The organism is Caballeronia sp. BCC1704 (genome assembly GCF_902833455.1).
In the GTDB taxonomy this organism is placed as follows: Bacteria; Pseudomonadota; Gammaproteobacteria; order Burkholderiales; family Burkholderiaceae; genus Caballeronia.
This window is the reverse complement of sequence record NZ_CADFFT010000001.1, coordinates 889,406-903,692: the sequence shown is the minus strand read 5'-3', so window position 1 is coordinate 903,692 and position 14,287 is coordinate 889,406. Positions and strand designations below refer to the sequence as shown.

The window sequence follows — 14,287 nt, the reverse complement described above, 5'->3', positions numbered from 1 at the left end:
TGCCGCCGCGCCACGGCGCAGCGGCGTCACGCCCGATGCGCGGTGACACGCGATGGGGCCCCGGCGAGCCTTCGAGCATGCTCCGTGCCCGCATCGCGGGTCGCTCGATCAGCCGAGGTCGACCGGAACGAAGATCTGCGCGTCGTCGCGCTGGATCAGAAGCGCGATGCTGTCGCCGGCGTGCGAGATCATCGACTTGAGTTGCTGCACGCTCGTGACCGGCTGGCCGTTCACCGCGAGAATCACGTCGCCCGGCTGGATGCCCGCGCTCGCCGCCGCGCCGCTCGCCTGCTGCACGACCAGTCCGCGCGAAAGCGAAGCCTGCTGCTTTTCGTCCGGCGTGAGCGGCCGCACCGCGACGCCGAGCCGCGCATCCTGCGACGCGCCGCCCTGATCGCCGTTCGCGTCCGCGCTCGCCGTCTTCGCGTCCTTGAGCGCGCCGACGGTCACGGTCAAATCCTTCGAGCTCTTGTCCCGCCACACCTGCACCTTCGCCGAGCTGCCCGGCGACAAGCCGGCCACTTGCGACGGCAGCGAGGTCGAATCCGTCACCGGCACGCCGTTCAATGCGGTGATCACGTCGCCCGGTTGCAGGCCGGCCTTCGCGGCGGGTCCGCCCGGCTCGACCGAACTCACGAGCGCGCCCTGCGGCGACTTCATGCCGAAGGAATTCGCGAGCGTCTGGTTCATTGCCTGCACGGTGACGCCCAGGCGGCCGCGGTCCACATGACCGGTCTTGATGAGCGCGTCCTTGACCTTGATGGCTTCGTTGATCGGGATCGCGAACGAAAGGCCCTGGAAGCCGCCCGTCTGCGAGTAGATCATCGAATTGATGCCGATGACTTCGCCTTGCAGGTTGAAGAGCGGCCCGCCCGAGTTGCCCGGATTCACCGGCACGTCGGTCTGGATGAACGGCGTGTAATTCTCGTTCGGCAGCGACCGCGACTTCGCGCTGATGATGCCCGACGTCACGGTGTTATCGAAGCCGTACGGCGAGCCGATCGCCACGACCCACTGCCCGACCTTGCTGCCGTTCGGATCGCCGATCTTGACCGTCGGCAGGTTCTTGGCGTCGATCTTCAGCACGGCGACGTCGGACTGCTTGTCGGAGCCGATCACCTTCGCGCGATACTCGCGCTTGTCCGTGAGCTTGACGGTGACGACGTTCGCGTTATCGACGACGTGCGCGTTCGTCAAAATGTAGCCATCGCTGCTCACGATGAAGCCCGAACCGAGCCCTTCGCTCGGACGGTCCGCGCCGGGGCCGTTATCGCCGCCGCCGAAGCCCGGCATGCCGCCGAAGCGCTTGAAGAACTGGTAGAACGGGTCGTCCGGGTCCATCGGCAACTGGTTCTGGCTGCGGCGCGCGGATGTCTGCTTGACGAGATGCTTCGCGCTGATGTTGACCACGGCCGGGCCGTACGTTTCGACGAGGCCGGAGAAGTCGGGCACGCCTGTCTTGGCGGCGGCTTCGGCCGGCATCATCGCGGCCTGCGCGGGGGCAATGACTTGCGGCGCGGGAATGTTGTTGTGACCGGCGACATAGCCTGCCGACAAGGCAACGGCGACGGCGGCTGCGACGGCGCTGCGGGTAAAAATCTTCGCTTTCATCGTGTGCTCCTGACGGATTGCAATGCGCTTGAGATGCTGGCGCAGTGGGATGAACGAAGATTACGGGGCGTGGCTTAAACGTCTCTTAAACGGTGAAAGCGCGGCCACATGCGGCGAAGCGCCATAGAAAACGGGCGGCTACCCTTCCGGATAGCCGCCCGTCCTACTGCTTGATTGCGCTCGAGCTTAGAACTCGTAGCCGACCTGACCGCGCACGCCGGCATCGCCGCGCTGTGTGATCGACGCCGCAGCGTTCACGAGCCAGCGGCTGTCGCGCGAACGATACGTCGCGCCGAAGCCCATCGCGGTGTAGCCCTTGTAGTTGCCGACGCCCGCGGCGACCACCGTCTTGCCCGGCTGGCTCGGCGTCAGGTTAGGCATGGCCATGGCGGCGGCCACGCCCGAGAACGCCTGGCGCGCCGTGGCGTTGACGCTGTTCTGAACCGCGTTCAACTGGTTCATGTTAGCCGCGTCCGTGCCGTTGACGCCCGGTGCGACGTTCGTCAGGCGACGTTCGTTACCCGCCGAGCCGATAGACACCGTGTTGTCTTCGTCGGCGACGGAACCGCTGCCGATCGCGACCGAATTGTTGCCCGTCGCTTTCGAACCGTTGCCCATCGCAGTCGAATTCGCGCCGGATGCGACCGCCGGTGTATCGGTGCTCTGCGATGCGAACGCCGAACTGGCAGCCGCGACGTTGTTGATCTGCTGCGTCAAACTCGCGACGTTCTGGTTCGTGGCGTAAAGCTGCGAACCGTTGACCGCGTCGAGGCTGTCGGAGGAGAGCGTGCCGGCGGCGACGCCCGTCACCGTGCGCGCGCCTTGCGTGCCCGTCATGTCGACGACCGTGCCGTCGTTGTCCTTCGCGACCGTGATATTGCGCGTGGTCGCGTCCTGCTTCACCAGACCAACGTTGCCGCTGGAAATCTGCTGATTGATGTTGCTGATGTCGGTCGTGTTCTTCGCGATATCGACCGTGTTCTGCGCGACATTGGTGTTCAGGTTGGCGATGTCCGCGGTGTTCTTCGCGATATCGGCGGTGTTCTGAGCGATGTTCGCGGTGTTCTGCGTGACGGTCGTGTTCAGGTTCGCGATATCGGCTGTGTTTTGCGCCACGTTCTGGTTGGTCGCATAAAGCTGCGAGCCGTTGACTGCGTCGGTGCTCGTCGCGTTCAGTTGACCTGCCGTCACGCCGGTCACCGTGCGCGTGCCCGCCGTGCCCGTCATGTCGACCACGGTGCCGTCGGTGTTCTTGGCGACGGTAATGACGCGCGTCGTCGGGTCCTGCTGGACCAGACCGATTGATCCGTTGTTGAACTGGTTGACGATGTTGTTAATGTCGGACGTGTTCTTGGCGATATCGGTCGTGTTCTGCGCAACGGCCTGATTCGTTGCGTAGAGTTGCGAGCCGTTGACCGCATCGGTGCTGGTCGCGTTCAACTGCCCCGCCGTCACGCCCGTCACCGTGCGCGTGCCCGCCGTGCCCGTCATGTCGACGGTCGTGCCGTCGGTGTTCTTCGCGACCGTGATATTGCGCGTCGTCGCGTCCTGCTGCACCAAACCGATCGTGCCGTTGTTGATCTGCGTCGACATGTTGTTGATGTCGGTCGTGTTCTGCGCAACCGCCTGATTCGTTGCATAGAGTTGCGAGCCGTTGACCGCGTCCGTGCTGGTCGCGTTCAGTTGACCCGCCGTCACGCCCGTCACCGTGCGCGTGCCCGCCGTGCCCGTCATGTCGACGGTCGTGCCGTCGGTGTTCTTCGCGACCGTGATGTTGCGCGTCGTCGCATCCTGCTGCACCAGACCGATCGTGCCGTTGTTGATCTGCGTCGACATGTTGTTGATGTCGGTCGTGTTCTGTGCGACAGCCTGATTCGTGGCGTAGAGTTGCGAGCCGTTGACTGCGTCGGTGCTCGTCGCGTTCAACTGCCCCGCCGTCACGCCCGTCACCGTGCGCGTGCCTGCCGTGCCCGTCATGTCGACGGTCGTGCCGTCGGTGTTCTTCGCGACCGTGATGTTGCGCGTCGTCGCGTCCTGCTGCACCAGACCGATCGTGCCGTTGTTGATCTGCGTCGACATGTTGTTGATGTCGGACGTGTTCTGTGCGACAGCCTGATTCGTGGCGTAGAGCTGCGAGCCGTTGACTGCATCGGTGCTCGTCGCGTTCAGTTGACCCGCCGTCACGCCCGTCACCGTGCGCGTGCCTGCCGTGCCCGTCATGTCGACGGTCGTGCCGTCGGTGTTCTTCGCGACGGTGATTTTGCGGGTCGTCGGGTCTTGCTGCACCAGACCGATCGTGCCGTTGTTGATCTGCGTCGACATGTTGTTGATGTCGCTCGCGTTCTGTGCAACGGCCGTGTTCAGCTTGCCGAGCGCGCTGTCGACCGTCTGGAACGCCGATCCGACGTCGTTCGCGGCGCCGGTGGTGCCATCGATCGAATTGGCGTTAGTCAACGCGTAGCTCGGAGCGGAAACCGAGCCGTCGGCGTTCACCGACGCGCCGCCACCCAGCGCCGAGGCAGTCGAGCTCGCAAGCCCGAACAGTTGCGAACCGTTGACGGCGTCAAGGCTCGTGCTCGACACCTGACCAGCCGCGAGTCCGCTCAGCAACACGTTCGAACCCGAGGCCGTCGCGGTCATCACGTTGCTCGCCATCGAGCCGCTGCTGTTCAGATAGAACGTCGCCTTGCCGGAAGTCAGGGCCAGCGCGGAGTGACCGGCCGGACTGCCGTTGTCCAACACCGCGTACGGTCCGCTCAGACCTGACACCCAGCTCGTACAGCCGGAAGTGGCCGAGCCCGACGTTGAACCATAGTTGTATGTACCGTTTGCGTCGCTCAGACACATGACGCTGGCCGAGGCGGGAGCGGCATGAGCCAGAACGGCGGCAACGGCGCTTGCGCCAATCACGATTCCGCGGTGCGACTTCGGCTTGTTGTTGCAAATTACTTCAATGATTTTCGTCATAAAAATGCATGCCGGGAAAACAACACCGGCGGATTCTCGATGGGTTAGGGTGACCCCATAGATTCGTAGTCCGAACGACTCGTCTGTAACAGCGAACCAACCGGCGCGTTCTTCGACTGTCAGGGAGCCGTCGCCGATAAGAAAGTATTCGAGCCCTTCTTCGCGGAAATCAACAATCTATGGATGAAGGCATGGTATTCAGATGTACGCATGCTTCAAAGCAGACACTTCCGAAAAGATATCGAAGGATTTCGAAAATTCGGACTGCGGGCAGGAAAGCTGGCCGGCGCGTTCTGAACGTCAACAAACGATTCGAACGAGCAAACCGCCAGCCGGCGATTCCCCAAGCGCGATAGAAAAACCGTGGCGGTCGGCAATACGCCGTACGATGGCGAGCCCTAATCCGCTGCCCGCCACGTCGGTGCGCTCCCTGTCCGCGCTTTGCCCCACGCGATAGAAGCGGTCGAAGACGCGCTCGCGCTCGTCTGCCGGAATGCCAGGTCCCGTGTCGGCGATTTCCACGACCGGACGTCCCTCTTGTACTTTTATTGAGGCATCCACGCGTCCGCCGACCGGCGTGTACTTGGTCGCGTTGTCGATCAGATTGTTGAACATGACGCGCAGCGCATCCGCGTCGCCTTTGACGGTCGCGGGCTCGCTCCTCTCGATGCCGAGATCGACGCCTCGGTCCTGCGCGACGAGCACATAACCGCGCACGCACTCGCCGAGCAGCGCGCACAGGTCGACGGGCGCCCGCGCGACCTGCGTATCCGGCTCCGACCGCGCGAGCGCCAGCAGTTGCTCCGCAAGCCGCGTCGCGCGCCCGATGCCTTCGTTCAGATCGGTGAGCGCCTCGCGGCGCGCGGCGTCGTCCTGTGCGCGCCCGACGAGTTGCGCTTGAATCTTCACGGCGGCGAGCGGCGTGCGCAGTTCGTGCGCGGCATCGGCGACGAAGGCTTTCTGCGTGTCGAGCGCCGTGGAAAGCCGCGCGAGCAGCGCATTGAGCGCGCGCACGAGCGGCCGCACTTCCTGCGGCAGACGCTGGTCCGACAGCGGATCGAGCGCCTCCGGATGCCGCGAGTCGAGCGCGCGCGTCACGCGTTGCAGCGGCGCGAGCCCCCGCCCGACGATGATCCAGATCGCGAGCCCGAGCAGCGGCAACAGCAGCACGAGCGGCCATAGCGTGCGCCACGCGACGCCCGCCGCGACACGGTTTCGGATCGACAGCGGCTGCGCCAACTGCACCACGTTATCGCCGACGATCGCGCTGTACACGCGCCATTCGCCGCGCGGCGTCATCTCGGTGGAAAAGCCCAGTTCGGCATGCGGCGCAAGCGGCACGCGCGGATGCGAGTAGTACATCAGCACGCCGTTGCGGTTCCAGATCTGGATGACGACGCCTTCGTCCGTCTCGCTGCGCGAACTGAGCACCGACGAGAACGGCTCGGAAGGCAGCGCCGCCGCGATCTGCTGGAGCTGGTAATCGAAGAGTTCGTTGGCTTCGGCGAGCGCCTGCCGGTAGATGAGCCATCCGGCGAAGCCCACGCCCACGATCACGAGCGCGAGCAGCCAGACGAGAAGCTGGCGGCGAATCGACCGCATCAGGCGTCCTTCGCGACCATGTAGCCGAGGCCGCGCACGTTGCGGATGAGATCGGCGCCGAGCTTCTTGCGCAGCGAATGGATGTAGACCTCGACCGTGTTGCTGCCGATTTCCTCGCCCCAGCCGTAGATTTTTTCTTCGAGCTGGCTCTTGGAAAGCACCGCGCCGGGCCGCGCCATCAAGGCTTCGAGGAGCGCAAACTCGCGTGCCGAAAGCGCGACGGGCGCGCCCGCGAGCGTCACCTGATGACCGACCGGATCGAGTGTCAGATTGCCATGCCGCACCAGCGATTCGCCCCGACCCGCGTGACGGCGGATCAGCGCGCGCATGCGGGCGCCAAGTTCGTCGAGATCGAACGGCTTGACGAGATAATCGTCCGCGCCGGCGTCGAGACCTTTCACGCGATCCGCGATGGCATCGCGCGCGGTGACGATCAGCACCGGCAGCGCATTCGCGCGGGCGCGCAGCGTCTTCAGCACGTCGAGGCCGTCGCGTTTGGGCAGGCCGAGGTCGAGCAGCATCAGGTCGTAGGCTTCGCCGCTGACGGCCGTGAGCGCCGCTTCGCCGTCCTGCACCCAATCGACCGCGAAGCCGTCCGCGCGCAGCGCCTTGCGCACGCCCTCGGCGATCATCCGGTCATCTTCGACTAGCAGGATTCGCATGTTATTTCGGGAAGATTGGTGTGCGGCTCATTTTAGCCGCGCGGCTCGGCGGCAGGCTTAAACCGGACTTAACGCAACGAAGCACGCCGCCCCGCCCGCCGCGTACGATTTCCGCAAGCCGGCTTGTCTACAATAGCCGCTTCGCCCGCGCGGCCCGGCCCAGCCGCGCGGGGCAGTCTCAGAACTCACACCAAGAACGCACGTCCGTATGCCGCTCTTTTCCGCTATTCCTCGTTCACTCTCCGCGCGTCTGTCGACGCTCGCTTTCGCGGCGGCGCTCGCCTGCGCCGGACTGTCCCACGCACCGGACGCGCACGCCCGCGGCGGCACGCGGTCCGACTCGCAGAAGCACGCGCCCGAGCGCGCGGCGCGCGGCGCTTTCGGCGCGAAGAAAAGCGCCAAGGCGGAGAAGGTTGCACGCGTCGCGCCGGCCGGTCCGCTGCCCGCCTCCGTGATGAGCGCGCTCGCCCGCGCGCACGTGCCGCTTTCGTCGATCAGCGTCGTCGTGCAGCGAATCGGCGCGCCGGAGCCGCTCGTCGCGATCAACGCCGACCGGCCGATGCTCCCCGCCTCGACGATGAAGCTCGTCACCACGTATGCGGGCCTCTCGCTGCTCGGGCCGGACTACCGCTGGAAGACGACCGCCTACGCCGACGGCGATGTCGACGCGCAAGGCGTCTTGCACGGCAACCTGTACATTCAGGGCACCGGCGACCCGAAGCTCGTGCCGGAAGAATTGATCGATCTCGTCGAGCAGATTCGCAAGAACGGCATTACCGGCATCGACGGCGCGCTGGTGCTTGACAAGCGTTACTTCGACGCCTCCACGCGCGATCTGCCCGCCTTCGACAGCGACGAAGCCGCGCCGTACAACGTCGGCCCCGATCCGCTGCTGTACGCGTTCAAGTCGCTCTCGTTCACGCTGACGCCGAATCCGGACGGGCAAGTGTCCATCGACGTGCTGCCACAGCTCGCGCAGCTTCAGATCGACAACGAACTGCGCGTCACGCGAGGCGCGTGCGCGGGGACGCTGCCGGCGGCGTCGCCTAGCGTCGCGCAGACGCAGGGCGGCTTCGTGCAGGCGTCGTTCATCGGCGACTATCCGCTGCGCTGCGGCTCGCGCACCATCAACGTCGCCGCGCTCGATCATTCGACGTTCTTCGCGGGCGGCTTTCTCGCGCTGTGGAAGCAGGCGGGCGGCACGTTCCAGGGCGTGACGCGCGAAGGCCCGACGCCTTCGAGCGCGCGGCTCGTCGGCACGCATCGCAGCCCGGTGCTGTCGGACATCGTGCGCGACATCAACAAGTTCAGCAACAACGTGATGGCGCGTAACCTGTTCCTGACCATCGGCGCGGTGCAGTCGAAGCCGCCCGCGACGACCGCGAAGTCCGCGCAGGCCATCCAGACCTTTCTGCGCCGCAGCGCGCTGCCGATGGACGGTCTTTCGCTCGACAACGGCTCCGGTCTCTCGCGCGACGAAGCGATCTCCGCGACCTCGCTCACCGACGTGCTTCAGGCCGCGAACGCCAGCCCGGTCGCGCAGGTCTTCGTGGAATCGCTGCCGATCGCGGGCGTGGACGGCACCATGCGCAACCGCCTGACGAACGCGGGCGCGGGCGGCAACGCGCACATCAAGACCGGCACGCTGCGCGACGTGCGCGCCATCGCGGGCTACGTCGGCGCGGCCAACGGCGAAAGCTATGTCGTGGTGAGCTTCATCAACGATCCGCGCGCGGAAGCGGCGCGCGCCGCCCACGACGCGTTGCTCGAATGGGTCTACGAAGGCGCGCGCAAGCCGGGCATCGAAGACTGAGCGGGCATGCACGACGTCGCGGGAGCGGCAATCCTGCAAAACCCTCGCTTTTTGCGAACGATCGTGCGCGAGAGCCGAAGATTTCTTCTACGAAGTCGCGCCCGCCAAGGCTCGCGCGCCGTGTACGCTGTCGGAACGGCGCGTCGCCGGCCGCGCGTCTGGCTGAGCGGCTGGCCGCATCGCTCGACATCCGCCTGCTTTGCGGCACAATGAGACGCGGCAGTGACACAGCAGTAACGCGGCCGCGAGCGCCGCGAGAAACAAATACAAAACACCGAAAACGGAGACGAGGTCCATGAAGAAGCAACTCTCGATGCGCGCCGCCGTGGTGCGCGCCACGCGCATTGCGGCCGCGAGCGCGGCATTCGCCCTAATCGCAGCGTGCGGCGGCGGCGGCGACGACAACAATTCGACGCCCGCGGGCGGCATCAAGCTACAGGTCGTGTCCTTCGGCGACAGCCTCTCCGATGTCGGCACCTATTCGCCTATCGCGGCAGCGAACTTCGGCGGCGGGCGCTTCACGACGAACCCCGGCGAGATCTGGGTGCAGGACGTCGCGAAGTATTACGGCGACACGCTCACGCCCGCGATGAGCGGCGGCTTCGGCGCGCCGCCGACCACGCTCACCGGCTTGGGCTACGCGCAAGGCGGATCGCGCGTGACGAATCCTATCGGCGTCGGCCATCAGAGCACCGACCCGGCGAACTACGCGGGCGCGCTGACGGTGCCGGTCGTGCAGCAGGTGACGAACTATCTGTCGTCGCATGGCAGCTTCAATGCGAATCAACTCGTGATCGTCAACGGCGGCGCGAACGACATTCTCTACAACCTGACCGCGGTGCAGGCCGGGCAGATCACCGCCGCGCAGGCGCAGGCGGCGATCGGACAGGCGGCGATCGATCTCGCGGGCGTGATCGGCAAGATCGTGCAGAGCGGCGCGACGCATGTGCTGGTGTCGAATGTGCCGGATATCGGCGCGACGCCGCAAGGCGTGGCAAGCAACGCGTCGACGCGCGCGCTGCTCACGCAGGCATCGCTCGGTTTCAATCAGGTGCTCGCGGGCGCACTCACGCGAGCCGGACTCATGTCGAAGGTGATTTACCTCGATATCGTGCCGGCGCTCGCGAATATCACGGCGAACTATCAGCAGTACGGATTCGCGGTGTCGAACACCGGCACGGCCTGCAATCTTCAGGCGATGGCCGCGGCGGCGCAGAAGTTCGGCGAGCCGAATCCGCAGGCGTTCGCCACGTCGCTGTTCTGCTCGCCGCAAACGCTGACCGTCGCCGGCGCGGACCAGACGTACATGTACGCCGACACCGTGCATCCGACGACGCATCTGCACGCCCTCTACGCGCAGACCGCGGAGCAGACGATCGCGAAATCGGGACTGGGCAAGTAACGCTTCGCGTTGATGCACGGTTTCGTAGCCGCCCGGGTTTTAGCCTGGGCGGCTTTTTTGCTTGACGCTTTCTTTTTTTTTGAGTCTGCCCAAGCGTTCAGACGCCAAGTCAGCGACGTCTCCCTGAAAGCTGCATTTCGTCAGTCATCCTAAACGAAGCAGGCCGAAGAACGCGCCAATGCGTGCCTCCGCTTACCAGCGGTATCCGACTTGCGCCTTGATACCCGCCGATCCGCTATCGGTCGTCGAAACGCCCATCCCGACGTTCAGGTTCGCCGTCGCCTGATAGGCCGCCGCCACGCCGATCCCGACACGGCTGCCATACGCGCCCACGCTTGTCCCGACCCACTTTTCGCCCGCCTGAAGCATCGGAATGCTCGGCATGGATAGAACCGTCGCCACGGCTTTGTCGGTGTAGTTCTTCGACTGCTGAACGCCGGCCGCAACCGCTTTGTCCGTGTACGCGTTCGCGCTCGACACCGCTTTGTCCGTATAGACGTTCGCTTGCTGCACCGCGCCGTTCAACTGGTTGACGTTCACCGCGTCCGTGCCTTGTGTCCCGGCCGCAACGTTGACGACCTGTCGTTCGTTACCCGACGAGCCGACGGAAACCGTATTCGCGCGATCGGCAGACGAGTTCGCGCCGAGCGCCACCGAATTGTCGGCGCTTGCCGTCGCGTTCGCGCCCATCGCCGTCGAATGCGCTCCGCTTGCGACGGCCGCTTCGGTGGCCGCGTTCCCGTCGGCCGCGAAGAGCGGATTCGAGCCACCCGAAACCGATATGTTCGCGATCTTATTAGTGATGGTCGACATCGCCGAATTGAGCTGGCCGACATTCACGGCATCCATGTCGGCAGAACCGGCGGCGAGGTTGTGAAGCGTCGTGCCGTTCGCGCCGCCGAGCGTCACGTTGTCGAGATCGAGCGAGCCGCCTTTGGTGTCGTATCGCACGGCAGCCGGATCGGTTGCGCCGCCCGTGTTGTTCGCAATGTTCGCAATGGTCGTGTTGATGTTCGTGAGCGAACTGTCGACGCCGTTCAGTGCGCTGCCGACATCGTGATACGTTACGCCGTTGATGACATACGACGGCATCAGAATGCTTGCATCGGGCAGCGCGGCAGCGCCGCCGCCCAGTGCCGACGCCGTGCCGCTCGCCAGAACTTTCAGCTGGCTCAGGTTCACCGCGTCAGTGCCTTGCGTGCCGGCCGCCACGTTGATGATGCGTCGCTCGGATCCGGCACTGCCGACGCTCACCACATTGCTCTGCCCGCCGTCGAAACTGCTTGCGCCGATGACCACGGAGTTATCGCCTTTCGCATAAGCATAGTTGCCGATGGCCACCGAATCCTGACCGCCCGATGTCGTACTATTGCCGATGGCCACCGACGTGCTGCCCAGCCCCACCGCATTGCTCCCGACTGCCACGGCGCTGTTGCCGCTTCCGCTCGCGTTGCGCCCAATCGCGACCGCGGCGTTCGCCGCGGTGCTGCCTCCACCGGCCGCCACGGCCGCGTCTGCCGCTGACGAATCGATGCCCAGGGCCACCGCGCGAAAGCCCGCGTTGGCGTTATCGCCGATCACGGTAGCCTGGTTGTTCCGGGCGAGTGCGTTTCGGCCGATCACCACACCGTTCTCTTGCGACTGGGCACCGAAGCCGATCGCCACGGAGGCCTGTTCTGCTGCCTGATTTCCGCCGTTCACGACTGCACCATCACCCACAACGACGCTTTCCTCGATATTGTTATGCGCCCCGTCATTTCCGATCAGGACGCCTGTGCTCGCGGAGGTCGTTCCATTGCCTTCGACGATGGCTTGCCCGAAAGCCGAGTTCATGGCCAGCCCGGCGAGACTGGCGGCGATAGCGGCGATAATCGGTTTGAGTCGGAATTTCGCTTTATTCATGCTAAGTTGTCCTTATAATATTAAACGTGTTGCGTACCTCATCGTTTCACTGCGTCTCGGTTTCCGGCGAAGGTGCCCGGTTGCAGTCGAAATATCTTGGGCGAAAGACTATTGGGTCAGTCGTTCGTTGCCGAATCTGACTTCGGCTCGAAATGAAGCCACGTCATCGGCTTGGCTCGGCCTTCCGAACATAAAAGCCAGCGGTCCGAGTCGGTCCAGTTATCGGCGATCAACGGAATTTGCGACAAGTCGCGTGCGCCGGCTTTTATCTCGGTGACGTTGAAATATTCGCTCGCGCGGGCGACGAGGTCGGGGAGCCACGTATGACGGTCCGGGCCGACAATCATGAAATCGTGAATTCCACGATGACGTGAGCATGCCTCAGCGTGCGAAGGCAGCCTCGCGTGAGCGTCTCGAACTCGTGTCCCTCGATATCGCAAAGCACAACGCAGTCTTTGAAATCGACGCCATGCGCAGAGAGTTCATCGGCGAAAGTGGAAGTCGCGGCACCCAGAATATCCACACGGTCTCCAACGCCACGTTCACTCGCGAGATTTCTTAAGTTGTCGCGACTGGCTTCGTCAATCTCGTAACAAATCGAGCGTTCGAAGACGCCCGTCGAGACCAGACCTATTCCGTAGAAGCCGTCGGCCGCGCCGAGGTCGATAAACGTGCTGCGCCCGCGATGAACCCTGCGAATGAGTTCGCATACTTCGAGTTCATAGAGACCGACGAGCTTCGTTCCTGTGTCCTCATAGCGCCACGTGGCCCGTTCACCGAGGAAATATCCTTTGAGAAGCCCATGCTGCACGACGCCGTTCGTCGCTCGCCAAAGCCGGCGCCCGTTATACATGCGTCGCGCCTCTACCACTTCGGCACTCATCTTGATGAAATCCGGGGAGTCCAAAAATGAGTCGGCAGGGTTCATCGTGAATTCTAGTTTTGATTGCGAGCAATCGTTTGGGAAGGAAGCGACTGACGCCGGTGAATCGCCTCAACGCCGACACTCTTCTGGCATCACTCGAGAAGAGCCGGCGCATTCATTTTTATTTGCAGTGCAGAATTCTAACGCGCGACGCCTGGACTTATTTAACGCAGACGCGGGTTTTTACTCATCATTGCGCTTCCGGGAGAAGTCGTCGCAATGAATAGGCGGAGGATTAATACTTCACGCCAGGACAACCGGCCATACGAAAAATCCGATAAGCACCGGATAATTCGACGGCCGATAGTATTTGATATTCAGACAGGCAACAGTTTGCTCAAAAGGCGTTCGCACGGCCGCCTTCACTCTTCGTTCTCGAACGCCGCAGCCGCCCTTCCGAGCCGATCATTCACCGCGACCCACTCGGCCGTTTCCGGCAGCTTTTCGATCAATATGCGCTCGACATTCGCCCGATCCAGCGCCCGCAGCAAGCCGTATAGCTCCCGCGCGTAAGTCTGTGGATCTTCCGGCGCGGCGACGAAATGCACGTGCGGCGCATGCGCCCACTCGCCCGCGCTCGACGGCCGCGCGACCAACGCGAGCTTCCCGCCACCCGCGCGATCGAACGCCGCGAGCAACGGCTCGATCGACGCGAACGGCAACAGCGCCAACGGCGTGCGCGGCGCGTAATGCGCCTTGAGCGTGCCCGACGCGCGCGGCGCGGTGGCATCGCCGCCATCGGGCAGACGCGGCGCGGTGCCGATCACGTCGGCAATGGCCTGCGGGCTCACATGCCCCGGCCGCAGCAACGCCGGAAAGCCGCGCGACAAATCCAGAATGGTCGATTCGATGCCGACATCCGCCGCGCCGCCATCTAGCACATGCACCGCGCTGCCGAACTCGTCGCGGACGTGCTGTGCCGTCGTCGGGCTCACGTGCCCAAAACGGTTCGCCGAAGGACCCGCCACGCCCGCTTGCCTACCAGTTCCTTGACGCCGCGCATGAAACGCCGACAACAGCTGCTGCGCGACCGGATGCGAAGGACAGCGAATCCCGACCGAGTCCTGCCCGCCGCTCACGGCCGCCGGAATATGCGCGGCACGCTTCAAAATCAAGGTCAACGGACCGGGCCAGAACGCGTCGATGAGCTTCTGCGCGTCAGCGGGCAACTCGCGCACCCAGTAGCCGGGATCGGCCTGCGGCGCGAGGTGGACGATCACCGGATGATTCGCCGGCCGGCCCTTCGCGGCATAGATTCGCGCGACCGCCTCCGGGTTCTCGGCATCGGCGCCGAGGCCGTACACCGTTTCGGTCGGAAACGCGACGAGTTCGCCCGCATCGAGCAGAGCCGCGGCTTCGTCGATCTGCGCGGCGCTCGGGTAAATGATGGTCATTGTCTAACT

Annotated in this window: 11 protein-coding genes; 3 read left to right on the top strand and 8 right to left on the bottom strand. The window is 64.3% G+C overall.

Features of this window, described 5'->3' with window-relative positions; translation table 11 throughout:
• Positions 1–108: 108 nt before the first annotated feature.
• Both HWX53_RS04240 and HWX53_RS04235 read right to left on the bottom strand, forming a co-directional pair.
• Complete coding sequence (locus HWX53_RS04240) at positions 109–1,611, bottom strand: DegQ family serine endoprotease (protein WP_175939580.1); 1,503 nt, start codon at positions 1,609–1,611, stop codon at positions 109–111.
• A gap of 186 nt (positions 1,612–1,797) precedes the next feature.
• The gene (locus tag HWX53_RS04235; RefSeq protein WP_175939579.1) at positions 1,798–4,380 is read right to left on the bottom strand and encodes a YadA-like family protein; all 2,583 of its coding nucleotides are present in this window, start codon (positions 4,378–4,380) and stop codon (positions 1,798–1,800) included.
• A gap of 102 nt (positions 4,381–4,482) precedes the next feature.
• Here HWX53_RS04235 and HWX53_RS04230 point away from each other — a divergent pair, with 102 nt between their 5' ends.
• On the top strand, positions 4,483–4,626 hold the full coding sequence (locus HWX53_RS04230) for a hypothetical protein (RefSeq protein WP_175939578.1): 144 nt from the start codon (positions 4,483–4,485) through the stop codon (positions 4,624–4,626).
• A gap of 252 nt (positions 4,627–4,878) precedes the next feature.
• Here the strand turns inward: HWX53_RS04230 and HWX53_RS04225 are convergent, their stop codons facing one another.
• Positions 4,879–6,180, bottom strand: coding sequence for an ATP-binding protein (locus HWX53_RS04225; protein ID WP_175939577.1), 1,302 nt, complete (start codon positions 6,178–6,180; stop codon positions 4,879–4,881).
• Positions 6,180–6,842, bottom strand: a complete 663-nt coding sequence (locus HWX53_RS04220) for a response regulator (RefSeq protein ID WP_040051669.1) — start codon at positions 6,840–6,842, stop codon at positions 6,180–6,182. The genes HWX53_RS04225 and HWX53_RS04220 overlap by 1 nt, the downstream gene beginning before the upstream one ends.
• A gap of 208 nt (positions 6,843–7,050) precedes the next feature.
• Between HWX53_RS04220 and dacB the strand changes: the two genes are divergently transcribed.
• Both dacB and HWX53_RS04210 read left to right on the top strand, forming a co-directional pair.
• Entirely contained in the window at positions 7,051–8,655 is a 1,605-nt protein-coding gene (gene dacB, locus HWX53_RS04215; protein ID WP_244139993.1) for a D-alanyl-D-alanine carboxypeptidase/D-alanyl-D-alanine-endopeptidase, read from the top strand.
• Positions 8,656–8,950: 295 nt separating this feature from the next.
• Positions 8,951–10,057 carry an SGNH/GDSL hydrolase family protein gene (locus HWX53_RS04210; protein WP_175939576.1) on the top strand — a complete coding sequence of 369 codons (1,107 nt, stop codon included), beginning with the start codon at positions 8,951–8,953 and terminating at the stop codon, positions 10,055–10,057.
• Positions 10,058–10,249: 192 nt separating this feature from the next.
• Here HWX53_RS04210 and HWX53_RS04205 read toward each other — a convergent pair whose 3' ends face one another.
• The 4 genes from HWX53_RS04205 to HWX53_RS04190 form a co-directional block, all read right to left on the bottom strand.
• Positions 10,250–11,959, bottom strand: a complete 1,710-nt coding sequence (locus tag HWX53_RS04205) for a hypothetical protein (protein ID WP_175939575.1) — start codon at positions 11,957–11,959, stop codon at positions 10,250–10,252.
• A 116-nt stretch (positions 11,960–12,075) separates the two neighbouring features.
• A complete protein-coding gene (locus tag HWX53_RS04200) occupies positions 12,076–12,306 on the bottom strand; it encodes a hypothetical protein (RefSeq protein ID WP_175939574.1) in 231 nt (76 codons plus the stop codon).
• Positions 12,303–12,887 (bottom strand): hypothetical protein, encoded by a 585-nt coding sequence (locus tag HWX53_RS04195; protein ID WP_175939573.1) that lies wholly within the window; start codon positions 12,885–12,887, stop codon positions 12,303–12,305. Before HWX53_RS04195 ends, HWX53_RS04200 begins: the two co-directional genes overlap by 4 nt.
• 359 nt (positions 12,888–13,246) lie before the next feature.
• Positions 13,247–14,278, bottom strand: coding sequence for an L-threonylcarbamoyladenylate synthase (locus tag HWX53_RS04190; RefSeq protein ID WP_175939572.1), 1,032 nt, complete (start codon positions 14,276–14,278; stop codon positions 13,247–13,249).
• Positions 14,279–14,287 lie beyond the last annotated feature (9 nt).

Excerpts from the sequence above, each read along its gene's own strand:
- HWX53_RS04240 (WP_175939580.1), bottom strand. The coding sequence starts at position 1,611 with ATGAAAGCGAAGATTTTTACCCGCAGCGCCGTCGCAGCCGCCGTCGCC.
- HWX53_RS04230 (WP_175939578.1), top strand. The coding sequence starts at position 4,483 with ATGAGCCAGAACGGCGGCAACGGCGCTTGCGCCAATCACGATTCCGCG.
- HWX53_RS04225 (WP_175939577.1), bottom strand. The coding sequence starts at position 6,180 with ATGCGGTCGATTCGCCGCCAGCTTCTCGTCTGGCTGCTCGCGCTCGTG.
- HWX53_RS04220 (WP_040051669.1), bottom strand. The coding sequence starts at position 6,842 with ATGCGAATCCTGCTAGTCGAAGATGACCGGATGATCGCCGAGGGCGTG.
- dacB (WP_244139993.1), top strand. The coding sequence starts at position 7,051 with ATGCCGCTCTTTTCCGCTATTCCTCGTTCACTCTCCGCGCGTCTGTCG.
- HWX53_RS04210 (WP_175939576.1), top strand. The coding sequence starts at position 8,951 with ATGAAGAAGCAACTCTCGATGCGCGCCGCCGTGGTGCGCGCCACGCGC.
- HWX53_RS04205 (WP_175939575.1), bottom strand. The coding sequence starts at position 11,959 with ATGAATAAAGCGAAATTCCGACTCAAACCGATTATCGCCGCTATCGCC.
- HWX53_RS04200 (WP_175939574.1), bottom strand. The coding sequence starts at position 12,306 with ATGATTGTCGGCCCGGACCGTCATACGTGGCTCCCCGACCTCGTCGCC.
- HWX53_RS04195 (WP_175939573.1), bottom strand. The coding sequence starts at position 12,887 with ATGAACCCTGCCGACTCATTTTTGGACTCCCCGGATTTCATCAAGATG.
- HWX53_RS04190 (WP_175939572.1), bottom strand. The coding sequence starts at position 14,278 with ATGACCATCATTTACCCGAGCGCCGCGCAGATCGACGAAGCCGCGGCT.